Below are 22,995 nucleotides of genomic sequence, written 5' to 3'. Positions count from 1 at the left end.
GGCGTTGCGCCCGGGGCCGCCGTCGTCGTGCGGCGCGGCCGCCGGCCCGGGCGGCCGGCCGTGGGGCTCGCGGGCTGCGGGACTCGCGGGGCCGGGCTGCGGCGGGCCGGGGACCGCCGGGTCCGGGCGGCCGGCTGCGACGGGCTCAGGAGAGCTTCCACTGGCCGGTCTGGTCGGCCATGCCGCTGTCGAGGGTGAACTGCACCCGGTCGAGGACGGTGCCGACGGGCACCTCGAAGGTCAGGAAGCCGAGCCCGCTCTCGCCGGGCGCGACGTCGACGGAGCCGGAGAAGCCCTGGCCGGCCTTGGTGTCGTAGAAGCCGGCGTCGTACGACTGGCCCTGGGTGTCCAGCAGCTTGGCGCTGTTGGAGGGGGCGTCGCTGTAGGCCTTGCCGGTGGCCTTGATGCGGAACTGCACCGCGACGAAGCGCTTGCCGTCGGCGGGCTTGCTGAACTCGTCCTCGCCCTCGGCGTTGTCGACGACCTTGACCACGGTGACGTCGGCCGTGGAGTTCTTCTCGAAGCCCTTGAGGGCGATGGTGTCGCCGACCTTGGCGGCGGACGGTGCGGCGGCCTTGGAGGCCCCGCCGGCGGAGGCCGGTGCGGCGGACCCCGGCTTCTTGGCCTCGGTGGAGACCGAGCCGCCGGTGGTGCCGCAGGCGGTGGCGCCGAGGACGACCAGCGAGGCGCCCAGGAGGAGGGCGGCGGAGCGGCGGGCGGCGGAGGTGATGGCCATGACGTGAACTCCTGTACGGGTCCGGTGGGTTCGCCGCGGCATCGGGCCGTTCTCGGCGATGACCCGATCACACCATCTGCTGTGAACCATGTCAACAGAAATCTGTAAAACCTCTCTGTTCACATGTGAACGCCGTGGAGTGGCGCCTGGCTATGCTGGGCGGTCACACGCGAAGGAGTCCCCGATGCCGGACCGCCCCGAGGTGACCGCCGCCGAGATCGCCCGCCTGGCCGGCGTCGGCCGCGCGGCCGTCAGCAACTGGCGCCGGCGCCACCCCGACTTCCCGCAGCCCGCAGGCGGCACCGACAGCAGCCCGACCTTCCGCCTCGACCAGGTCGAGCAGTGGCTCCGCACCCAGGGCAAGATCGCCGAGATCCCCGTGCTCGAACGGGCCTGGCAGCTGCTCGAAACCCTCCGCGACCCCGCGGACCCCTCCGGCATCCCGCTCGTCACCGCCGGCGCCTTCCTCCTGCTGCTCCACCACCGGACCTCCACCTGGCCCGAACTGCGCGACGCCCCCGACACCCGGCTCGCCACCGCCCTGCCCCGCGCCCTCCGGCACACCGCGCAGAGCGTGCTCGGCCCCGACGGCGCCGCCCTCCTCGCCCTGCCCCCCCTCGCCGGAGCCACCTACCTCGACCTCGTCCGCCTCCTCGCCCGGCTCGCCGACGAGCACGGGCCGGCCGAGGCGTACGAACACCTGCTCACCCGGCACACCGAAGCCGGCACCCGGCAGTCCGGCGCCACCCCGCCGGAGGCGGCCGCCCTGCTCGCCGACCTCGCGTCGGGGAGCGCCACCGTGCTCGACCCCGCCTGCGGACTCGGCGCCCTGCTCCTCGCCGCCGGGCCGGACACCACCCGCCACGGGCAGGACCCCGACGCCGCGCACGCCGCCCTCGCCCTGCTCCGGCTCGCCCTGCGGACCCCGCCCGGCACCCCCGAACCCCTCGCCCTCGACCTGCGGCCCGGCGACGCGCTCCGCGCCGACGCCCACCCCGGGCTCACCGCCGACGCCGTCCTCTGCCGCCCGCCCTACAACGAACGCGACTGGGGCCACGACGACCTCCAGTACGACTCCCGCTGGCCCCACGGCCTCGTCCCGCCCCGCGGCGAGTCCGAACTCGCCTGGGTGCTGCACTGCCTGGCGCACATCCGCCCCGGCGGGCTCGGCGCCCTGCTGCTCCCGCCCACCGTCGCCGCCCGCCGCGCGGGACGCCGGATCCGCGCCGAACTCCTCCGCTCAGGGGCCCTGCGCGCCGTCGTCGCCCTGCCCGCCGGGGCCGCCCCGCCGTACGGCGTCCCGCTGCACCTGTGGCTGCTCCGCCGGCCCGGAGCCGACGACGACTTCCGCCGGGTGCTGCTGCTCGACGCCGCGGCCGCCCACCCCGCGGCCGACGGCGGCCGCGACCGCCTCGACTGGCCCGCGCTGCACCGCACCGTGCTGGACGCCTGGCGGGCCTTCGACGACGCCGCCCGCGACGGCCTGCCGCTGCCCGCCGACCGCCCGGGCCTGCAGCGCGCCGTCCCCGCACTGGACCTGCTCGACGACGAGACCGACCTCACCCCCGCCCGCCACCTGCCCGCCGCCGCCCCGGACGGCGGCGCCGCCGCCCTCCACCACCTCGGCGGCCGGCTGGCCGAACTCCTCGCCGGCCCCGCCGCACCGGACGCCGCCCTCGCCGCCGTCACGGACGCCCCCGTGGCGGCCGACCCGCCCCTGGTGACGGTCGGTGAACTCGCCCGCGCCGGCGCCCTGGAGATCCACTCCAGCGGCCAGGCCGCCGCCCTGCGCCCGCCCGGCGACGGGGCACCGGCCGTGCCCGTCCTCACCGACCAGGACCTGACGGCCGGCGCACCGCCCAGCGCGACCGCGGCCGCCGGGGCCGCACCCCGCACCCGCCCCGGCGACGTCCTCGTGCCCGCCCTCGGCTGCGGCACCGCCCGCGTCGTCCGGCCGGGCGGCCCGCTCGACGGCGTCGTCCTCGGCCCCCGCCTGCACCTGCTCCGGCCCGACCCGGCCCAGCTCGACCCCGACTTCCTCGCCGGGGTGCTCCGGGCCACCGGCAGCGCCCGCCGGGCCAGCAGCTACGCCTCCACCACGACCCGGCTCGACGTCCGCCGGGTCGAGCTGCCGCGCGTCCCGCCCGAGCGCCAGCGGGTGCTGGGCGAGGCGTTCGACCGGATCGCCGTCTTCGAGTCCGCGCTGGAGGAGGCCGCCGCCCTCGGCCGCTCCCTCGCCCAGGGGCTCACCGACGGCCTGGCAGGAGGCACACTGACGACCGGTCAGGGCGGGCACGGCCCGACCCCGTAACCGCCTGCTCGCACCACCGGTGCGGCGGTACCGTGTGCGGGCCACCCCCGACCCCGCACAGGAGCACTCATGTCCGGCCACCCCGACGGGCAGCCCGGCCACCGCCCCGGCCCGGCCCTGCCGAACCGCTTCTCGCTCTTCGCCGTGCTCTCCTTCGGCGTGGTGGGGATGGTGCCCTCCCTGCTGCTCGCCCTCCGCACCCGCCGGCCGTCCGACATCGCCGGTGCGGTGTTCTTCGGCCTCTGCCAGCTCGCCTTCTACGTGTGCATCGGGCTCTCCTCCGGCCCCGACGAGGCCGACAACGCCTACGACCACGGCGGGCAGGCACTGCTGGCCGTGGTCTGGCTGCTCCCGGCCGTCCACCTCGTGGTGGTCAACCAGCTGCGCAGGCGGCCCCCGACGGCCCCCGCCCCACTGCACCCGGCACCGTACGCACCCACCCCCGCCCCGCCCCAGCCGTACGCGCCGCAGCCGTACGCGTCCCAGCCGTACGCGCCGCAGCCCTACGCGTCCCAGCCGTACGCGCCTCAGCCGTACGTGCCCCAGGCGTACGCTCCCGCCGCCCCGCAGCCGTACGCCCCAGCCCCCGCCCCCGCCCCAGCCCCCGCCCCCGCCCCAGCCCCTGTACCCGCGCCCGCCGCCGACGACCTGCAGCAGCTCGGCGAACTGCTGCGCCGGCAGGCCGGGGACGGCCGGCCGTGACCGCGGCCCGGGTGGTCGGCGGCCGCTACCGGCTGACCGAGAAGATCGGGCACGGCGGCATGGGCCAGGTGTGGGCCGGCCACGACGAGCGCCTCGACCGCCGGGTGGCCGTCAAGCTGCTCCGCACCGACGTCCTCGGCCCGCAGGACGCCACCGGGAGCCGCGGCGACGAACTGCGCCGCCGCTTCCTGCGCGAGAGCCGGATCAGCGCCGCACTGGACCACCCCGGGCTGGTCACCGTCTTCGACGCGGGCACCGACGAGGGCGAGCTCCACCTGGTCATGCAGCGCGTGCCCGGGGTGAGCCTCGCCGACCTGCTCGCCGAGGACGGCCCGCTGACCGTGGAACGGGCGGCCGCCGCCGCGGCCCAGATCTGTGCCGCGCTCGCCGTCGTGCACGCCGTGCCGGTCGTCCACCGCGATCTCAAGCCCAGCAACGTGATGGTCCGTCCGGACGGCCGCACGGTGCTGCTCGACCTCGGCATCGCCACCGCCCTCGACCCGGACGCCACCCGGCTCACCCTGACCGGCACCCCGATCGGCAGCCCCGCGTACATGGCCCCCGAGCAGGCGCTGGCGACGGGTGTCGACCCCCGCAGCGACCTCTACGCGCTCGGCTGCCTCCTGCACGAGATGCTCGCCGGGGAGGCGCCGTTCGCCGCGCCGACCGCCCTCGGCGTGCTGCGGCGGCACGTCGACGAGCCGCCGCCCCCGCTGCGCGGCCTGCGCCCGGACGTCCCGCCCGTGCTGGAGCGGCTGGTGCTCGGACTGCTCGCCAAACGGCCGGGGGACCGCCCGGCCGACGCCCGGCAGGTGTACGCGGCGCTCCTGCCGCTGCTGCCCGCCCCGTCGGCCGCCCCGCAGCCGCCCTACGGTCCGCTGCCCGACCCGGCCCGGCCGTACCTCCACCCGCACCAGCCGGCTCCGGCCGTTCCCGTGCCCCCGGCGCCGCGGGCCGCAGCCCCGGTACCGTCCGCCGACCCGGTCCGGCCGCCGGGCCCGGTGCCGTCGGCCGCCGTCCCCGGCCCGGCCGGGCCGGACGGGGAACTCGCCGACGCCTGCGCCCGGCTCTCCGACCTGGTCGCGGCCCGCCGGCACACCGAGGTGCTCGCCCTCGCGTCGCTGCTGCTGCCGCGGGCGTCCGCCGAACTCGGCGAAGGCGCACCGCTGGTGCGCACCGTCCGGACGATCCGGGCCCGGACCCTGCTGGAGGAGGGCCGCCCCGGGGAGGCCCTCACCGAGTACCGGCTGCTGGCCGCGGCGGCCACCGCCGAGCTGGGCCCGCACGACCCCTCGGTGCTGGGCCACCGCGCCCGCGGGGCGCACTGCCTCGAACGGCTCGGACGCACGGCGGAGGCCCTCGCCGAGTACCGCGAGCTGGCCGGCGCGCTGCCCCGCGACGCCGACCTCGGGCTGGAGGTCCGCGAGCGGTCCGGCCGCCTGCTGGCCGAGTCCGGCGACCACGACGGTGCCTGGCACACGCTGCTCGAACTCCTGCTGGACACCGAGCGCCGGCACGGCCCGCACCACCCGGAGGTCCACCGGGTCAGGGCGCTGCTCGACCGGGTCGGCACCGACCGGAACGCCACCCCGTTCGGCACCCCGCCACCCGCCCCGGCCGGGCCGCCGCCCGGCACCCCGCCCTACGGCACCCCGCCCTACGGCACCCCGCCGTACGGCGGTCCGGCCCCCGCCGACCCGCGGCTCTTCGGCGGGCCCGCCCCGCCGCCGGTGCCGGGCAACCCGTACGCCACCGGCCGCTGAGCGGCCGGGGCGGCCGGAAGATCCGCACGGGGTGGTTCGGGGTCTGGGCAACGGCCGTGCGGCTGCCTATTGTTCACTCCAGCCAGGAGAACCACCGGACACCCCACCAGCCGTACCCCCGGCCGCAGGGCCGGGGCACCCCCAGCCCGGGAGGCCCCCCGTGATCCGCACCCGCTCCGCCCTCCGGCCGGCCCGCACGGCCGCCGGCGTCCTCCTCGCGGCCGCCGTGCTGTCCGCGTGCGGCGGCGCACCGGCCCACCAGGGGGCGGCCGCGGTGGTCGGCGGTGAGCAGATCCGGATCGCCACCGTGCAGGCCAAGGTCGGCGCCCTGCGCGAGGCCACGGCCGAGGCCGCGCCGGAGGCCGCCGCCCAGGAGCAGGCCGGGCTCGTCCGCCGGACGGTCGCCGGACTCGTGCTGGACCGGGTGATCTCCCGGGCCCTCGCCGACCGCGGCCTCACCGTCACGGACGGGGAGATCGCCCAGGTGCGGGACGCCGACGCCCAGCTGCTCGGCGGGGAGGCCGCCCTGCGGCGCGAACTGCTGCTCCGCCAGGGCGTCGCCGCCGCCGACGTGCCGGACTTCTACCGCCAGCAGCTCGGCATCCGCGCGATAGCCGCCGCCGCGGGCCAGGACGCCCGCACGGAGCAGGGCGACGCCGTGGTGCGCAAGGCGCTGGCCGACGCCGGTACGGCGCTGAAGGTCGAGGTGAACCCCCGCTACGGCCGGTGGGATCCGCAGCGCATCACGCTCGTCGAGGCGGACACCGACTGGCTGCCGGCGAAGCGCGCCACCGCCTGACCCCGGGCCGCCGGACGCCGCCGGGCGGGCCCGCCGCGGGAGGTAGGTTCGGGGGGTGGAGACTCCGAAGCTGATCCTGCTGACCACCACCCACCGGGTCGCCCCGGGCCTGCTGTCCTGGCCCGCGTGGGAGGCCCTGCACGCGGCCGGGCGCGTCCTGGCGGCCGATCCGGCGCACCCGCAGCTGCCCGCGCTGCGGCAGGCCGGTGTCGAGGTGGAGATCGTCGAACGGGCGTCCGCGCCCGCGCTGGCCCGGACGCTGGTGACGGCCGCCCCCGTCCTGTGGCTGGGCAGCCCGGACGGCGACCCCGGCCTGACCGACGCGCTCGCCCGGCTCGCGGTCGAGGGGGCCGGCACGGTGCCGGAGATCGAGCTGCTGCCCGGCTCGTACGACCTGCCGGGGGCCCGGCTGCTGGACCTCGCCTCGGTGATGGACACGCTGCGCTCGCCCGGCGGCTGCCCGTGGGACGCCGAGCAGACCCACGAGACGCTGGTGAAGTACCTCGTGGAGGAGGCGTACGAGCTGGTCGAGGCGATCGAGGAGGGCGACCGCGGCACGCTCCGCGAGGAGCTCGGCGACGTGCTCCTCCAGGTCTTCTTCCACTCCCGGATCGCCGAGGAGCACCCGGACGACCCGTTCTCGATCGACGACGTGGCCGGTGACATCGTCGAGAAGCTGATGTACCGCCACCCGCACGTCTTCGGCGACGTCGAGGCGAGCGGGTCCGCGCAGGTCGAGGCGAACTGGGAGCAGCTGAAGGCCGCCGAGAAGCAGCGCGAGTCCGTGCTGGACGGCGTGCCCGGCGGCCTGCCCGCCCTCGCCTACGCGGCGAAGCTCGTCTCCCGGGTGCGCCGGGCCGGTTTCACGGCGGTGCCCGACGCGGCGTACGCGCTGCCCGACGGGCTGACCGCCGAGTCGGCCGGAGAGCTCCTGCTGGCCGTCGCGCAGCGCGCGTACGACGCCGGGGTCGACGTGGACGCCGCGCTGCGCGGGGCCGCGCGCCGCTACCGGACGGCGGTGCGGGCCGCCGAGGGGCTCACCGGCTGACGCTGCGGCGGCACGACCTCGATGATCGCCTCGCCGACCAGGGCGAGGAGCTCGGCCAGCGGGTCGAGGTGGTCCGGCAGGTCGTCGAGGGCGACGATCCGCTCGCCGTCCGGGCCGGCCACGGCGAAGAGGCCGATCGGGCCGAGGTGCTTGGCGGCGGTGGCGACCAGCGCGGCGATGTCGCTCGGCTGGTGGGCGTCGCCGCTGACGCCGACGACGGGGCAGCCGGGGCGGTCGAGCTCGGTGGCGAGGTCCTCCGCCACTCCGGGGCGCAGATCGGCGATCAGCAGGCCCGCGGCACCCGCCGCGGCGAAGCGGCGGGCGAGGCCCCCGCCGTCCCCGCCGCGGAGTACCGCGATGACCACCACTGCCCCGGCTACTCGCATGGCCTGCTCCTCTCCCAGAGCGACACCCCGTGGACGGCCCGCACAGCCGTCTCCTACGGTTTTCGGAGGATCGTAGGCACGCCGAGACCCTCCGCAACAGGAATTACCCCCCAGGTGACCAGGCTCACGCCTCCCGGGGCCGACCGGCTCGCCGGACGGCAGCGGATACGGTCGGGGACATGCCCGACACACACCGGCCCGACCGGCCCGAACTCTTCACGTGGGAGTTCGCCGCAGACCCCTACCCCGCGTACGCCTGGCTGCGCGAACACGCGCCCGTGCACCGCACCACGCTGCCCAGCGGCGTCGACGCGTGGCTGGTCACCCGGTACGCCGACGCGCGGCAGGCGCTGGCCGACGGCAGGCTCTCCAAGAACCCCGGGCACCACAGCGCGCAGGCCCACCGCAGCGGCCGGGTCGGCATCCCGGGGGAGCGGCAGGCCGACCTGATGACGCATCTGCTGAACATCGACCCGCCGGACCACACCCGGCTGCGCCGGCTCGTGTCGAAGGCGTTCACGCCGCGCCGGATCGCCGCCTTCGAGCCGCGGGTGCAGCAGCTCACCGACCGGCTGATCGACGGTTTCGCCGCCCGCGGCACGGCCGACCTCATCCACGAGTTCGCCTTCCCGCTGCCCATCTACGCGATCTGCGACCTCCTCGGGGTGCCCGCCGAGGACCAGGACGACTTCTGCGACTGGGCGGGCATGATGCTCCGCCACACGAAGCCGGGGCAGCGCGCGCCGCAGCGCGGCGGTGTCGGGCGTGCCGTGAAGCGGATCCGCACCTACCTGGCGGACCTCATCCACCGCAAGCGCGCGGACCTCGGCGACGACCTGATCTCCGGCCTGATCCGCGCCAGCGACCACGGCGAGCACCTCACCGAGAACGAGGCCGCCGCGATGGCCTTCATCCTGCTGTTCGCGGGCTTCGAGACCACCGTCAACCTCATCGGCAACGGCCTGTACGCGCTGCTGCGCAACCCCGGCCAGCGGGCCCTGCTGCAGGCGTCGGTGGAGCGCGGCGAGAGCGGCCTGCTGGAGACCGGCATCGAGGAACTGCTGCGCTACGACGGTCCGGTGGAACTCGCCACCTGGCGGTTCGCGACCCGCCCCCTGGAGATCGGCGGGACGGCGATCCCGGAGGGCGACCCGGTGCTGGTGGTGCTGGCCGCCGCCGACCGCGACCCGGCGCGCTTCGCCGACGAGAACACCCTCGACCTCGCCCGGACGGACAACCCGCACCTGGGCTTCGGGCACGGCATCCACTACTGCATCGGTGCGCCGCTCGCCCGGCTGGAGGGCCGGGCCGCCCTCGCGACGCTGCTCACCCGGCTGCCGGACCTCGCCCTGGCCGCGGATCCGGCGGACCTGCGCTGGCGCGGCGGCCTGATCATGCGGGGTCTGCGCGAGCTGCCCGTCTCCTTCACCCCGGAGGCGGGGCGGGACGCGGGCTGACGGTGTGTCGACCCGTGGGCGTGGCGTCCGGGTGAACACGGGCGAATCAGGACAAAACGGCTTTGTTCGTGTCCGATGAGCAGTGCGTCGTAATTCTTACGTGATAACGCCGATATGAGCTTGTGATCGGTCATCACATCTGCCTACTCTCCGGACAGCCCGCGCCAGCGGGCCCCGGGCGCGACAACGCCGAATCCTGTCCGCCGCACCCCGGGACGACCGACCGAGACAAGGACAGGGGCGGGGGAACCACGTACGTCGCCGTCCCCCACGGCTAGGGGTGAAGCCGCGTCAGCAGGTCCCCTCCTGCGGCCGCGGCCGGGCCAGCCTCCCGGTCCGAACCCGACAGCTCACCTCGCAGGCGTTCGGAGAGGGACAACCCATGATCTTCACCGGACCTGGCCGTCACCGTCGTCGGACGTCCGCCGAGAAGGCGGTCGCCGTCGCGGGCGTCACCGGCGTCGGCCTCGCCATGCCGCTGCTCACCGCGGCCGCCGCGCACGCCGCGCCCGTCTCCGTCTGGGACAAGGTCGCCCAGTGCGAGAGCGGCGGGAACTGGCGGATCAACACCGGCAACGGCTTCTACGGCGGACTGCAGTTCACCGCCCGCACCTGGAAGGGCTTCGGCGGCGCCCGGTACGCCGCCTACGCGCACCAGGCGAGCAAGACCGAACAGATCGCCGTCGCCGAGAAGGTGCTCGCCTCACAGGGGCCCGGCGCCTGGCCCGTCTGCTCCAAACGGGCAGGCCTGACCCGTGGCGGGGGCTCCGCGGCGCCCGCGCCGGCCGCGGCGCCGGCCGCGGCGACCCGCTCCGGCGGTGCGCCGGTCTTCCCCGGCCACGGCGGCTGGGACGCGGGCGGCAGCGTGTACTGGTACCAGAAGGACGGCGGCTGGTACTGGACGGCGCACCGCGACATCTTCGAGCGCCACGTGCCGCCCGCCTCCGCCGAACCGGCCGACACCGAACCCGCCCCCGCCGAACCGGCCGGCACCGGGTCGGGCGAGGCGGCGGGCGAGGGCGCGGACGAGGGCGCGGACGGCGGGGCCGGGCGCACGCTGCAGGCGGTGCCGGTGCCCGCGATCGGCCGCGAGGCGTACACCGTGCAGCCCGGTGACTGCCTGTCGGGCATCGCCGCCGCCCGCGGCCTGGCCGGCGGCTGGGAGCAGCTGTACGCGAGCAACCGCCCGGTCGTCGGCGAGGACCCGGACCTGATCGTGCCGGGCCAGCTGCTGCAGCTCGACTGACTGACCGGCACCGCGCCGGCGACCGTCCGCCCCCGGGGCCGCCACCCGGGGGCGGGGCGGTCCGGTGCGTGGTCCTCCAGGTGAACTACCGGCGAGTAGCCCGGTCACACGGTGAGACAGGGCCATGCCCGGCATGGCCCTGGGGCGCCGTGCCGTTAGGCTCGGGTCGTAACGACCCACATCCGCTTCCGCTAGGAGATGCTTCGTGCCGTCCATTGATGTCGTCGTAGCCCGTGAGATCCTCGACTCTCGCGGCAACCCCACCGTCGAGGTCGAGGTGGGTCTCGACGACGGCAGCACGGGCCGTGCCGCCGTCCCGTCCGGCGCCTCCACCGGTGCCTTCGAGGCCCTGGAACTGCGCGACGGTGACAAGAACCGCTACTTCGGCAAGGGCGTGGAGAAGGCCGTCCTGGCCGTCATCGAGCAGATCGGCCCGGAGCTCGTCGGCTACGACGCCACCGAGCAGCGCCTGATCGACCAGGCCATGCTCGACCTGGACGCCACCCCGGACAAGTCCTCGCTCGGCGCCAACGCCATCCTCGGCGTCTCCCTCGCCGTCGCGCACGCGGCCTCCGAGGCCAGCGACCTGCCGCTGTTCCGCTACCTCGGCGGCCCGAACGCGCACGTCCTGCCCGTGCCGATGATGAACATCCTCAACGGCGGTTCGCACGCGGACTCCAACGTCGACATCCAGGAGTTCATGATCGCTCCGATCGGCGCGGAGTCCTTCTCCGAGGCCGTCCGCTGGGGCGTCGAGGTCTACCACACGCTCAAGGGCGTGCTGAAGGAGCGCGGCCTCTCCACCGGTCTGGGCGACGAGGGCGGCTTCGCGCCGAACCTCGACTCCAACCGTGAGGCGCTCGACCTCATCGTCGAGGCCATCAAGAAGGCCGGCTACACCCCGGGCAAGGACGTCGCGCTCGCCCTGGACGTCGCCGCCTCCGAGTTCCACAACGACGGCGCCTACACCTTCGAGGGCAAGGCGATCTCCTCCGCCGAGCTCATCGACTACTACGCCGAGCTCGTCGCCGCGTACCCGCTCGTCTCCATCGAGGACCCGCTGGACGAGTCCGACTGGGACGGCTGGAAGGCCATGACCGACAAGCTGGGCGACAAGGTGCAGCTGGTCGGCGACGACCTGTTCGTCACCAACCCGGCCCGTCTGGCCCGTGGCATCGAGTCCGGCACCGCCAACGCGCTGCTGGTGAAGGTCAACCAGATCGGCTCGCTCACCGAGACCCTGGACGCCGTCGAGCTCGCCCAGCGCAACGGCTACCGCTGCATGATGTCGCACCGCTCCGGCGAGACCGAGGACGTCACCATCGCCGACCTCGCCGTCGCCACCAACTGCGGCCAGATCAAGACCGGCGCCCCGGCCCGCTCCGAGCGCGTCGCCAAGTACAACCAGCTGCTGCGCATCGAGGAGATCCTCGACGACGCCGCGCAGTACGCCGGCCGCGGCGCGTTCCCGCGGTTCCGCCCCGCGGACCAGTGAGCGCGGCAGGCACGGGGCCTGACGGCCGCTGCTGACAACCGCCGCTGACACACAGCCGCAGGACCGGTGCCCCGGCTCCCACCCCGTAGGGTGGAGCCGGGGCACCGGTGCGAGCAGGAGGGGTACGAGCGATGTGGAAGATCCCGGGACTGGCGGGGCGGCCGCGCTTCACCAGCCGCGCGACCGTGCTCGTGCTCGTCCTCTGCTCCCTGGTGGCGATCCTCGCCTACCCCACCCGCCAGTTCCTGACCCAGCGCTCCGAGATCGCCGACCAGCGGGCCCGCGCCGAGCAGGCCCGCCGGCAGGTGGAGGACCTCCGCCGTGAGCGGGCGCGCTGGCAGGACCCGGAGTACGTGAAGGCGCAGGCCCGGGCCCGGCTGCACTTCGCGATGCCGGGGGAGACGCCGTTCGTCTCGGTCGACCCCTCGCGGTCCGCCGCACCGGGCCCGGACTCCGCCGACGCCCTGCCCTCCGGCCAGGCGAGGGCCGCCAAGCCCTGGTACACCACCGTCCTGGAATCGGTCGACCTGGCCGACCAGGCCCCCGCCCCTCACGAAGACAGCGCCCCATGACCTCTGAACAGCACCCCCAGCCCGCCTCCGACGGCATCACCGCGGAGGCCGACGTCGCCGCCATCGCCGCGCAGCTCGGGCGGGTTCCGCGCGGTCTGCGCGGCGTGGCCCACCGCTGCCCGTGCGGCAACCCGGACGTCGTCGAGACGGCCCCCCGCCTGCCCGACGGCACGCCGTTCCCCACGCTCTACTACCTGACCTGCCCCCGGGCCGCGTCGCTGATCGGCACGCTGGAGGCCGGCGGTGTGATGAAGGACCAGACGGCCCGGCTCGCCGGGGATCCGGAGCTGGCCGCGGCGTACCGGGCCGCGCACGACGACTACATCGCGCGGCGCGACGCCATCGAGGTGCTGGAGGGCTTCCCGAGCGCCGGCGGCATGCCGGACCGGGTGAAGTGCCTGCACGTGCTGGTCGGCCACGCCCTCGCGGCGGGCCCCGGGGTCAACCCGCTCGGCGACGAGGCGATCGGCATGCTGGAGGACTGGTGGGCCAAGGGCCCGTGCGTCTCCCCGGCCGAGGTCGAGGCGGCCGGTGCCCGGGTCGCGAAGAACCGGGCGAAGGCGCAGGACCACACCGCGGTGATCGCGGAGAAGGAGCGCAAGGCCGTCGAGCGCGCGGAGAAGAAGCGCCTGGCGGACGAGGAGGGGGAGAAGTGACCACCACCCGGGTCGCCGCCATCGACTGCGGCACCAACTCCGTCCGGCTGCTGATCGCGGATCTCGACCCGGAGACCGGGCGGATCACCGACCTGGACCGCCGCATGGTCATCAACCGGCTGGGTCAGGGCGTCGACGCCACCGGCCGGCTCCACCCGGACGCGCTGGAGCGCACGTTCGCGGCGTGCCGCGAGTACGCCGGGGTCGTCGCCGCGCACGGCGTCGGTGCGGACCGGATCCGCTTCGTCGCGACGAGCGCCTCGCGCGACGCCGAGAACGCGGCCGAGTTCACCGAGGGCGTCCGCGGCATCCTCGGGGTCTCCCCCGAGGTGGTCAGCGGGGACGAGGAGGCGCGCCTCTCGTTCACCGGCGCGACCAAGGAGCTGACCGGGGAGCCGTTCGCGGCCCCCTACCTGGTCTTCGACCTGGGCGGCGGCTCCACCGAGTTCGTGCTCGGCGGCGCGGAGGTGGAGGCGGCCCGCTCGGTCGACATCGGCTGCGTGCGGATGACCGAGCGGCACTTCGCGGGGTCCGAACTGCCGACGCCGGGCCAGATCGCGGGCGCCAGGGCGGACGTCCGGGCCGCGCTGGACACCGCGGCCGAGACGGTGCCGCTGACCGGGGCCGCCACCCTGGTGGGCCTCGCCGGCACGGTCACCACCGTCGCCGGGATCGTGCTCGGCCTGCCGGCGTACGACTCGGAGCGGATCCACCACGCGCGGCTCACGGTGGAGCAGGTCCGGGAGGTCGCCGGGCAGTTGCTGACCACGACGCACGCGGAGCGGGCGGCGATCCCGGTGATGCACCCCGGCCGGGTCGACGTGATCGCGGCCGGTGCGCTCGTGCTGCTGGAGATCATGGAGCGGACGGGGGCCGCGGAGGTGGTCGTCAGCGAGCACGACATCCTCGACGGCATCGCCTGGAGTATCGCCTCCTGACGGTCGGCGGTCCTTACCGAAACGGCCCCGGAGTGCCTTGGTGGCACCCGGGGCCGCGCGCTGCACGGCGTGTCACGAGAACCTTCGTGAATTTCTTCACATGGCCGACCAGCCTTTCGTCGGACTCCGGGGCCCGGTCCGTCCGATATGTGGGACCAAAGGTCGCCCTCCGTGTCGAACCACCGGATCGCAGGCCCGCCTCGCTGCACGGCGATGGATTCGAAATGACGCTCGGGAACTCGCCCCCTGCCGGGAACGTTGCTGCTCAGCGAGGGCATCGCCCCCCGCGGGCTCACCCCTGCCCGTCCGTCCGCGTGAGCGGACCGCCACACCCCCGAAATGCGGCCGCGCAGTGTAGCAGAGGGTGTCCAGAGGCTTGTGACGGGCCTCACGAAGTGCCGGTCCGAGGGGGGTGGATACTTTCGGATATGAGCACCACGGAGCGTCCTCGCATCCTCATTGTCGGCGGTGGTTACGTCGGCCTGTATGCCGCGATGCGCATCCTCAAGAAGATGCGCTACGGGGAGGCGACCGTCACGGTCGTCGACCCGCGGTCGTACATGACGTACCTGCCCTTCCTTCCCGAGGCGGCCGGCGGCAACGTCGCGCCTCGCAACCTCGTCGCGCCGCTGCGCAGCGCCCTCAAGAAGGCGGAGGTGCTCACCGGTGCTGTCACCGGTGTGGACCACGCCCGCAAGGTCGCCACCATCCAGCCCGCAGCGGGCGAGTCCTACGAGCTGCCCTTCGAGTACCTCGTCGTGGCCACCGGCTCGGTCTCCCGCACGTTCCCGATCCCCGGCCTCGCCGAGCACGGCATCGGCATGAAGACGGTCGAGGAGGCGATCAGCCTCCGCAACCACGTCATGCAGCAGCTCGACAAGGCCGAGTCCACCACGGACGCGGACATCCGGCGCAAGGCCCTGACCTTCGTGGTCGTCGGCGGTGGCTTCGCCGGTGTCGAGACCATCGCCGAGGTCGAGGACATGGCCCGGGACGCGGCGAAGATCTACAAGACCGTCAGCCGCGAGGACATGCGTTTCATCCTCGTCGAGGCGGCCAACCGGATCCTCCCGGAGATGGGCCCGGACCTCGGTCTGTGGACCAAGGAGAAGCTCGAAGAGCGCAACATCGAGATCTACATCGAGACCTCGATGGACTCCTGCGTCGACCAGCACGTGGTGCTGAAGAACGGCGTCGAGGCCGATGCCTCCACCATCGTGTGGACGGCCGGCGTGAAGCCGAACCCGGTCCTGAACCACTTCGGCCTCCCGCTCGGCCCCCGCGGCCACGTGGACACCGCCGCCACCCTCCAGGTGCAGGGCTTCGACTACGTCTGGGCCGCCGGCGACAACGCCCAGGTGCCGGACCTCGCCGTCGGCGAGGGTGCCTGGTGCCCGCCGAACGCCCAGCACGCGGTGCGTCAGGCGCTCGTCCTCGCGGACAACGTGGTCTCCGGCATGCGGGGCTTCCCGCAGAAGGAGTACAAGCACAAGAACCTCGGTGCGGTCGCCGGTCTCGGCCTGCACAAGGGCGTGGCGATCCTCTTCGGCAAGTACAAGCTGAAGGGCCGTCCCGCCTGGTGGTTCCACCGTCTGTACCACGGCAGCCGGGTGCCCACCATGAACCGCAAGGTCCGCGTATTCACCGACTGGACGCTGGCGATGTTCCTCAAGCGCGAGACCGTCGGCCTCGCCGAGATGGAGAAGCCGTTCGAGGCGTTCCAGGAGGCGGCGGCCCCCGCCGCCCGGCCCGCCGTCCCGGCGGCCGCCAAGCCGGCCGAGAAGGAGCTGGCGACCAGCAAGTAGGCGACTGCGACCCGGCCCTGGTGGGCCGGGTATGAGTCGGAGGCCCTCCGCCCGGCAACGACGCCGGACCACGACCTCCGTGGTGCTCAGCCGGCCGTGCGAGTCGGGCGGAGTACAGAAGTGACCGAAGGCCCCCGCCGTAACCGGGCGGGGGCCTTCGGCGTGCCCGGCCGGGGAGGTGCCGGCCGGGGAGGCGTCGGCAGGGGCGTGCGTGCCCCCGCGGGTGCCCTGCGCGGGCTCCGCCGCGGGGGCGCGCCACAGGGCCCCGGCCCCCTCCGTGCGGGGGTGGCCGGGGCCCTGTGGCGCTCCGTCAGTCCGTCTTGATGGCGCCGAGGATGTCGAGCCGCGCCGCCCGGCGGGCGGGCCAGACCGCCGCGACCAGGCCCACCAGCCCGGCCAGTGCCAGGAAGGCCAGGAGCTTGCCGTAGGGCAGCACCGTGCCCAGCCCGGGCAGGCTCGCCTCCATGGTGCCGTTGACCGCCCAGGCGAGGAAGCAGCCGAGCAGGACGCCGATCACCGCGCCGAAGAGCGAGATCACCACCGACTCCAGCCGGACCATCCGCTTGACGCCCCGCCGGTCCAGGCCGATGGCGCGCAGCATGCCGATCTCGCGCTTGCGCTCGAAGACGGACATCGCCAGCGTGTTGACCACGCCGAGCACCGCGACCAGGACGGACATCGCCAGCAGGCCGTACATCAGGTTCAGCATGAAGGTGATGATCTGGCTGAACTCCTCCCGGATGTCCTGCTTGGTCTTCACGTCGATCACCGGGTTGCTGCCGGTCGCGTCCTTGATCGCCGCCCGCAGGCCGGCCGACGGACCGTCCGCGCCCTTCACCAGGATCTGGGTGACGTACGGGTCCTCGGTGTGCCGCAGGACCTCGGCGTTGGCCATCACCACGGGGGAGAGCAGCTCGTTCTTCCGGAACAGCCCGCCCACGGTCACCGTGCCGCTCTGCCCGTCCGGGTACTCGACGGGCAGCGTCGAACCGACGGTCATGCCGTTCTTGCGGGCGGTGTCGCCCTCGACCAGGACCAGGCCCTGCTTCAGCGCGGCGGCCGTGCCGCCCTCCATGTCCAGGGCGACCAGCCGGTCGATCGCGTCCGGGTCCACGCCGCTGATCGCCCGCTCGCGGGCGCCCACCTTCCAGTACACGTCGGTCATCGCGCTCACCGCGGACACCCCGGGCACCTTGGCCACCGCGCCGGCCAGCGCCGGGTCCGGCGAGATGCCGTTGGCCGTCTTGATGCTGTAGTCGGCCCGCATGCCGCTGGTGACGGCGCGGCCCACGGCGTCGTCCACCGACGTGCCGATCACGGTCAGCGAACTCACCAGGGTCAGACCGATGGTGAGGGCCGCGGCGGTCGCCGCCGTACGGCGCGGGTTGCGCACCGCGTTCTGCTGGGCGAGGCGTCCGGCGGTGCCGGCGGTGGCGCGCAGCAGCGGCCCGGCCAGGGCGACCACCGGACGGGAGAGCAGCGGCAGCAGCAGGAAGATGCCGATCAGCGCGACGCCCGCGCCGCCGCCGACGGCCATCCGGCCGGAGTCGCCGCCCAGCGAGGCGCCGTACGCGACCAGGCCCAGACCGCCGCCGGCGATCACGCCGCCGATGCTGTTGCGCACGATCAGGCTCTTCTGGCTCACCGGCTGGTCGCCGCTGCTCATCGCGGCGACCGGGGCGATCCGGGCGGCCCGCAGGGCGGGCAGCACGGCCGACACCACCGTCACCAGCACGCCGGTCAGCAGCGACACGACGACGGTCGCCGGGGCGACCACCAGGCTGCCGGACGGCATGCCGGGGGCCATCGCCCCGAGCAGGGCCTGCATGCCCGCGCCGATGCCCACACCGGTGGCCAGACCGGCGACCGAGGCGATCACGCCGATGAGCAGCGCCTCCACGAGCACCGAGCGGACGACCTGCCCGCGGGCCGCCCCGACGGCCCGCAGCAGGGCGAGCTCCCGGGTGCGCTGGGCGACGAGCATGGTGAAGGTGTTCGCGATGATGAAGACGCCCACGAAGAGCGAGATCGCGGCGAAGGCCAGCAGCGCCGTCTTCATGCCGGACGTGCCCTCGGCGATCTGCTTCGCCTGGGTGTCCGTCAGCTCCTGCCCGGTCCGGGCCTCCATCCGGTCACCGCCGGGGAGGGCGGGGACGGCCTGGGTGAGCAGGGCGCCCTGCGCGACGCCGGGCTTCGCCGTGAGGGCGATGCTGCTGTAGCGGCCGGGGGCGAGCAGCAGCCGCTGGGCGGTGACGTTGTCGAACAGCGTCAGCGAGCTGCCGGAGCCGACCTCGGGGTCGTCGGTGGTGAAGACGCCGACCAGCCGGACGTCGGAGGCGGGCCCGTCGGAGGCGATCCGCACGGTGTCGCCGACCGCGTAGCCGCCCTTGTCGGCGGTCTCCCGGTCGAGGGCGATCTCGCCGGTCCGCTGCGGCCCGTGGCCCCGGGTCATCGGGTACCGCGGGTCCGCGCCGGACGCGTCCGGCAGGTAGTTGGCGCCGCGGGCGCTCCAGCCCTGGCCGATCAGCTCGCCCTTGCGGTCGGCGACGCCGACGAAGCCGGAGACCAGGCCGCGGGCCCGCTCCGTGCCGGGCAGGGCGGCGAGCCGGGCGACCGTGGCGTCGGTGAGCTGGTCCTGCGGCGTGTCGCCGCGCTCCCGGGCCTGGCGGAAGCTGTCCGCGGCCGGATCGGTGATCAGCACGGAGACGTCGGCGTAGCTCTTGGAGTAGCTGTTCTGCAGGGCCTTGCCGAACGTGTCGGAGAAGACCATGGTGCCGGCCACGAAGGCCGTGCCCAGCAGGACGGCGAGCGCCGTCATCAGCAGTCGGCCCTTGTGGGCCAGCACGTTGCGCAGTGCGGTGCGGTACATGGATGCGTCCTGGGGAGGTGGGGTCGGGCGGGCTGCGTACGGAGCGTCAGCTCGTCCGGCCCTTGGCGTCGAAGCGGCGCATCCGGTCCAGCACGGTGTCCGCGGTCGGCGCGAGCAGCTCGTCCACGATCCGTCCGTCGGCGAGGAACACCACGCGGTCGGCGTAGGAGGCGGCGACCGGGTCGTGCGTCACCATCACGACGGTCTGGCCGAGTTCGCGCACGGAGTTGCGCAGGAAGGAGAGGATCTCGGCGCCGGAGCGCGAGTCGAGGTTGCCGGTCGGCTCGTCGGCGAAGACGATCTCCGGGCGGGAGGCCAGGGCCCGGGCGCACGCGACGCGCTGCTGCTGGCCGCCGGAGAGCTGCGACGGGCGGTGCGAGAGCCGGCCGGAGAGGCCGACGGTGTCGACGACCCGGTCGAGCCAGGCGCGGTCGACGGCGGTGCCGGCGATGTCCATCGGCAGCGTGATGTTCTCCAGCGCGGTCAGCGTCGGCAGGAGGTTGAAGGCCTGGAAGACGAAGCCGATCTTGTCCCGGCGGAGCCGGGTGAGCTGCTTGTCGCGCAGCCCCACGAGCTCGGTGTCGCCGATCGTGGCGGACCCCGAAGAGACCGTGTCGAGCCCGGCCATGCAGTGCATCAGCGTCGACTTGCCCGAGCCGGAGGGGCCCATGATCGCGGTGAACTCGCCGCGGCCGAAGGCCACGCTCACGTCGTCCAGGGCGACCACGCGGGTCTCGCCCTCCCCGTAGACCTTGTTCAGGCCTGTCGCTCGGGCGGCCGCCTGGCCGGTGCGGACGGCGGATGCGGTCGTCGTGGTCACGGGAGGGCTCCTGTCGGGAGAGGGGGGCTGACCGTTCGATCCTCCCGTGCGCGATCATGGATATCGTCGCTCCGGCGGACGGTTGCCACGACCCCCGCCAGGCGTACCCGGCCCCCGCGGTCCTCCTCCTCCGGGATGACCCCGACCCCGACCGCCCGGCGTGGCCGGATCGGGGTGCAGGCATGGGTGAATATCGGACAGTTCGTCAGATGGCAAGGAAACATGACAACTTCCGATGCCCGGAACATGCGAAACGGGGATCCGGGAGACTAGGCTCAGGGAAGCCCGAACAGGGGCGCGCGGTTCACGCCCGGGTGGTGGAACGCAGACACGGGCAGCTTAAAACTGCTTGGCCGCGAGGCCGTGCCGGTTCGAGTCCGGCTCCGGGCACCAGCGCACACCTTCGCCGTTCGCAAGATCCTCCTCACGGCGTACGCGCAATGCTTTGCCAAACCATTACCCTGTTTCCGTGGGCAGCGCCGTGCCGCCCCGGAGGGAATGACATGAGAAGCAGCAACCCGGTCTTCTCGCGGGAGGGCTCCTTCACCCGCGACACCGGCTACGCGGGGTTCGGCACCACCCAGCAGCCCCACCCCGGGGCCCAGGGCCCCGGCGCCCCGGCCGGCGGCAGCCCCTACGGCAACAACCCGTACGGCAACAACCCGTACGCCGGCCCCGCGGGCGCCCAGCTGACGGACGAGCAGCTCTCCGAGATGTACCAGGCCCCCTCCGCGGGCCCGCTGCAGACCGGCCGGATGACCATGGACGACGTGGTCGCCCGCACGGCCCTCACGCTCCTCACCCTCGTCGCCGCCGGTGCACTCGCGTGGTTCGCCCTTCCCTCCGACAACTACGGCTTCGCCGTCGGCGCCGCGCTGGCCGCCTTCGTCGTCGGCATGGTCGTCACCTTCAAGCGGAGCGTCAGCCCCCCGCTGATCCTGCTCTACGCCGGCCTGGAGGGCTTCTTCCTCGGCGCGATCACCAAGGTCTTCAACACCATCTGGCCCGGCATCGCCATCCAGGCCGTGCTCGGCACCGCCGTGGTCTTCGGCGCGATGCTCGTCGCCTACAAGAGCGGCCGCATCCGGGTCACCCCGCGCTACACGCGGATCGGCCTGGCCATCGCCATGGGCTTCCTCGGCCTGCTGCTCGTCAACCTCGTGGCCTCCGCCCTCGGCGCCGACATGGGCCTGCGCTCCGGCCCGCTCGGCATCGTGGTCGGCCTCGTCGGCATCGCCCTCGGCGCCTTCTTCCTCTCGCTGGACTTCGCCCAGATCGAGGAGGCCATCCGTTACGGCGCCCCGCAGGAGGAGGCCTGGCGGGCCGCCTTCGGGCTCACCCTGTCGCTGGTCTGGATCTACCTGGAGATGCTGCGTCTGATCGCCATCCTCCGCGGCGACGACTGACCGGCACCGCACGCACGACGGTCCGGCCCCGGGAGCACGCGCTCCCGGGGCCGGACCCGTTCCGGGGCCGATACGCTCCCCGCATGTCCGATGCGCACCCCCCGGTGGCCGCCCGCCCGGCCGACCCCGAAGCCGTCCCGCAGATCGCTCCGCAGGCCTCCCTGCTGGACGCCGTCGAGCGCCTGGCCGACCGGTTCCGCTCGATGCCGCAGAGCCGGCTGCTCGCCGCCGTGCCCGGCCACGCCTCCCGCGCGGCGGCCGTCCTGGCCCTCGTCCGCGGGTTCGCCGCGACCGCGCTCGCCCTGGAGGGCGAGCCGCCGCGCGCGGTGCCGGACGCCGGCGCCTTCGCCGTGGGCGACCAGCTCGCGGTGGCGGGGCACGACCTCGCCGCCGCCGCGGCGGGCCGCCCCGAGGTGCTCGCGGAGGCCCTGGCAGCCGTCGCGGCGGCCGACGCCCTCACCGCCTGACACCCCCCGCACCCGCCCGGCCGGCCGCGCGCCGACGCCGGCCGGTGCCGCGGACGGAGACGGACGGAGACGGACGGAGACGGCCGAGGGCCGGTCGGGCGCGCAGCCCCGGGGCCGCCCGACCGGCCCTCGGCCGGTGTCCTGCTGGGTCGTGCTGGGTCGTGCGCTGGTGTCAGATGCTCGCGACCACGCGGTCGGCGAGCACGTACACCGCCTCCTCGTCCGTCGAGAAGGTCAGCGAGTACGAGCCGGAGAACCGGGAGCCGCCGAGCAGCCGCACGTCCTCACCGGCCCGGACGGCGTCGATCAGCCGGTAGGCCGCCTCCCGGTCGCCGGGGGCCACGCACAGCGAGGTGCCGTCGGCGAAGGCGTACACGTCGAGCGTGCCGAGCGGGCCCGGGCGGACGTCGGTGAGCGCGATCCGCTCGTCGGCGAGCACGGTGAGCCGGGTGTCCGTCCACTCGCGGGACGGCGTCTGGCTGGGCACGAAGTCGGGGTGCGACGGGTGGCGGCGCGGGTCCGGTGCGGTGGCCGGCTCGGCCTCGGCGTCCAGCAGGCCGGACTCCAGGCCGGTGGCGAGCAGGTCGGCCTCGCGGCGGGCCCGGGCGTCACCGCCGGCCTCGGAGGGCAGCGGTGCGCCGCCGCCCTGGGAGGGGTGGCCGGGTCGCAGGCCGCCCTCGGCGGGGCCGTCCTTGGCGATGTCCTCCAGCGCGTTGCGCAGCGCCTCGCCGAAGCCCGGGTCCATCGAACCCGCGTTGTCGGCGGCGCTCTCCGGGCCGGTCGGCCGCGGGAAGAACAGCGGCCACTCCTCGCCCACGCTCAGGAACGGCCCGTCGAACAGCGGGGAGTCCTCCGCGGCGCGCGCCTCCTGCTCGGCCCAGAACGCCCGGGCCTCGGTGATCTCCCGCTCCCTGTCGGCCGCGAGCGCCTCGGTGACCGCCCGGCGTATCGAGGCCTCGTCGACCGTGGCCGACGCCGCGACCGGTGACGTGTGCCGGGCCTCCAGGCGGCGCGACAACGCGCGGACCTGGAGCAGCACAGCGGTGGCGACGGCGATCAGGATCAGCAGCAGAGAGATGTAGACGACGCTCACGGAATGTACTCCTTGCGCGGAGTGGAACGGGGGTGCACATCCACAGTGCCGCATGCGGGCGGTTTGCTGCAGTGGCTGATGTCCCCTTCATGCCGGACTTCCGCACTTGTCCCCAAATTGTTAGGTACAGCCCTTATACGCAGCGCAGTCGAGCAATTCCGCTGCGTCGACGAAACGGCCCGGAAATGCAAAATCGAGGGCCGGATCGCCTTTCGGGTGTGATCCGGCCCTCAATTACGGAGTGTCACTCCGAACGGGTGGTGCGAGCAGTGTCACGCCCCCGCCCACGGTTCGGTGTCGGTGGGCGTGGCCCGGTGTCGTGGTTCAGCTGAGGCGTTCGATGACCATGGCCATGCCCTGGCCGCCGCCGACGCACATGGTCTCCAGGCCGTACTGCTTGTCGTGCCACTGGAGGGAGTTGATCAG

20 protein-coding genes, 1 tRNA gene and 1 riboswitch are annotated in these 22,995 nt (G+C 74.4%); of the genes, 15 read left to right on the top strand and 6 right to left on the bottom strand.

The window, feature by feature from the left end; translation table 11 throughout:
- Positions 1-145: 145 nt before the first annotated feature.
- Positions 146-736 (bottom strand): DUF4352 domain-containing protein, encoded by a 591-nt coding sequence (locus SNE206_RS37070; RefSeq protein ID WP_407917990.1) that lies wholly within the window; start codon positions 734-736, stop codon positions 146-148.
- Positions 737-920: 184 nt separating this feature from the next.
- Here SNE206_RS37070 and SNE206_RS37065 point away from each other — a divergent pair, with 184 nt between their 5' ends.
- The 5 genes from SNE206_RS37065 (at position 921) to SNE206_RS37045 (ending at position 7,359) form a co-directional block, all read left to right on the top strand.
- Positions 921-3,047, top strand: a complete 2,127-nt coding sequence (locus SNE206_RS37065; protein ID WP_407917989.1) for an N-6 DNA methylase — start codon at positions 921-923, stop codon at positions 3,045-3,047.
- Between the two features lie 69 nt (positions 3,048-3,116).
- The gene (locus SNE206_RS37060) at positions 3,117-3,749 is read left to right on the top strand and encodes a hypothetical protein (RefSeq protein WP_407917988.1); all 633 of its coding nucleotides are present in this window, start codon (positions 3,117-3,119) and stop codon (positions 3,747-3,749) included.
- Positions 3,746-5,512 carry a protein kinase domain-containing protein gene (locus tag SNE206_RS37055; protein WP_407917987.1) on the top strand — a complete coding sequence of 589 codons (1,767 nt, stop codon included), beginning with the start codon at positions 3,746-3,748 and terminating at the stop codon, positions 5,510-5,512. The genes SNE206_RS37060 and SNE206_RS37055 overlap by 4 nt, the downstream gene beginning before the upstream one ends.
- Before the next feature lie 160 nt (positions 5,513-5,672).
- Positions 5,673-6,311: a SurA N-terminal domain-containing protein gene (locus SNE206_RS37050; protein ID WP_407917986.1), complete on the top strand. Its 639-nt coding sequence runs from the start codon at positions 5,673-5,675 to the stop codon at positions 6,309-6,311.
- A 55-nt stretch (positions 6,312-6,366) separates the two neighbouring features.
- Positions 6,367-7,359: a MazG family protein gene (locus SNE206_RS37045; RefSeq protein WP_407917985.1), complete on the top strand. Its 993-nt coding sequence runs from the start codon at positions 6,367-6,369 to the stop codon at positions 7,357-7,359.
- On the opposite strand, the gene SNE206_RS37040 is transcribed toward SNE206_RS37045, so the two are convergent.
- Complete coding sequence (locus SNE206_RS37040; protein WP_407917984.1) at positions 7,317-7,745, bottom strand: hypothetical protein; 429 nt, start codon at positions 7,743-7,745, stop codon at positions 7,317-7,319. The genes SNE206_RS37045 and SNE206_RS37040 overlap by 43 nt on opposite strands.
- Positions 7,746-7,924: 179 nt before the next feature.
- On the opposite strand from SNE206_RS37040, the gene SNE206_RS37035 reads away from it, so the two are divergent.
- The 7 genes from SNE206_RS37035 (at position 7,925) to SNE206_RS37005 (ending at position 15,914) form a co-directional block, all read left to right on the top strand.
- Positions 7,925-9,202, top strand: coding sequence for a cytochrome P450 (locus SNE206_RS37035; protein ID WP_407917983.1), 1,278 nt, complete (start codon positions 7,925-7,927; stop codon positions 9,200-9,202).
- A gap of 191 nt (positions 9,203-9,393) precedes the next feature.
- Positions 9,394-9,580: riboswitch (cyclic di-AMP (ydaO/yuaA leader) on the top strand.
- Between the two features lie 4 nt (positions 9,581-9,584).
- Complete coding sequence (locus SNE206_RS37030; protein WP_407917982.1) at positions 9,585-10,448, top strand: transglycosylase family protein; 864 nt, start codon at positions 9,585-9,587, stop codon at positions 10,446-10,448.
- 205 nt (positions 10,449-10,653) lie between these two features.
- Positions 10,654-11,943: a phosphopyruvate hydratase gene (gene eno / locus SNE206_RS37025; protein WP_407917981.1), complete on the top strand. Its 1,290-nt coding sequence runs from the start codon at positions 10,654-10,656 to the stop codon at positions 11,941-11,943.
- A 131-nt stretch (positions 11,944-12,074) separates the two neighbouring features.
- Complete coding sequence (locus tag SNE206_RS37020) at positions 12,075-12,515, top strand: septum formation initiator family protein (RefSeq protein ID WP_405011840.1); 441 nt, start codon at positions 12,075-12,077, stop codon at positions 12,513-12,515.
- Positions 12,512-13,171 (top strand): DUF501 domain-containing protein, encoded by a 660-nt coding sequence (locus tag SNE206_RS37015; RefSeq protein ID WP_407917980.1) that lies wholly within the window; start codon positions 12,512-12,514, stop codon positions 13,169-13,171. Before SNE206_RS37020 ends, SNE206_RS37015 begins: the two co-directional genes overlap by 4 nt.
- Entirely contained in the window at positions 13,168-14,109 is a 942-nt protein-coding gene (locus SNE206_RS37010) for an exopolyphosphatase (protein ID WP_407917979.1), read from the top strand. The genes SNE206_RS37015 and SNE206_RS37010 overlap by 4 nt, the downstream gene beginning before the upstream one ends.
- A gap of 428 nt (positions 14,110-14,537) precedes the next feature.
- On the top strand, positions 14,538-15,914 hold the full coding sequence (locus SNE206_RS37005) for an NAD(P)/FAD-dependent oxidoreductase (RefSeq protein ID WP_407917978.1): 1,377 nt from the start codon (positions 14,538-14,540) through the stop codon (positions 15,912-15,914).
- Positions 15,915-16,224: 310 nt separating this feature from the next.
- Here SNE206_RS37005 and SNE206_RS37000 read toward each other — a convergent pair whose 3' ends face one another.
- Both SNE206_RS37000 and SNE206_RS36995 read right to left on the bottom strand, forming a co-directional pair.
- Positions 16,225-18,783, bottom strand: coding sequence for an ABC transporter permease (locus SNE206_RS37000; protein ID WP_407917977.1), 2,559 nt, complete (start codon positions 18,781-18,783; stop codon positions 16,225-16,227).
- A gap of 46 nt (positions 18,784-18,829) precedes the next feature.
- Positions 18,830-19,603, bottom strand: a complete 774-nt coding sequence (locus SNE206_RS36995; protein WP_405011835.1) for an ABC transporter ATP-binding protein — start codon at positions 19,601-19,603, stop codon at positions 18,830-18,832.
- A gap of 308 nt (positions 19,604-19,911) precedes the next feature.
- Between SNE206_RS36995 and SNE206_RS36990 the strand changes: the two genes are divergently transcribed.
- The 3 genes from SNE206_RS36990 (at position 19,912) to SNE206_RS36980 (ending at position 21,476) form a co-directional block, all read left to right on the top strand.
- Positions 19,912-19,996, top strand: a tRNA-Leu gene (locus SNE206_RS36990).
- A gap of 110 nt (positions 19,997-20,106) precedes the next feature.
- Positions 20,107-21,009, top strand: coding sequence for a Bax inhibitor-1/YccA family protein (locus tag SNE206_RS36985; RefSeq protein ID WP_407917976.1), 903 nt, complete (start codon positions 20,107-20,109; stop codon positions 21,007-21,009).
- Positions 21,010-21,092: 83 nt separating this feature from the next.
- The gene (locus SNE206_RS36980) at positions 21,093-21,476 is read left to right on the top strand and encodes a hypothetical protein (RefSeq protein ID WP_407917975.1); all 384 of its coding nucleotides are present in this window, start codon (positions 21,093-21,095) and stop codon (positions 21,474-21,476) included.
- 172 nt (positions 21,477-21,648) lie between these two features.
- Here SNE206_RS36980 and SNE206_RS36975 read toward each other — a convergent pair whose 3' ends face one another.
- On the bottom strand, positions 21,649-22,569 hold the full coding sequence (locus SNE206_RS36975; RefSeq protein ID WP_407917974.1) for a hypothetical protein: 921 nt from the start codon (positions 22,567-22,569) through the stop codon (positions 21,649-21,651).
- Between the two features lie 324 nt (positions 22,570-22,893).
- Positions 22,894-22,995: hypothetical protein (locus SNE206_RS36970; RefSeq protein WP_407917996.1), on the bottom strand; the 102-nt coding region annotated here is incomplete at its 5' end.

It is taken from the genome of Kitasatospora sp. NE20-6, assembly GCF_045862635.1.
This window is presented reverse-complemented; position numbering and strand designations above follow the sequence as displayed.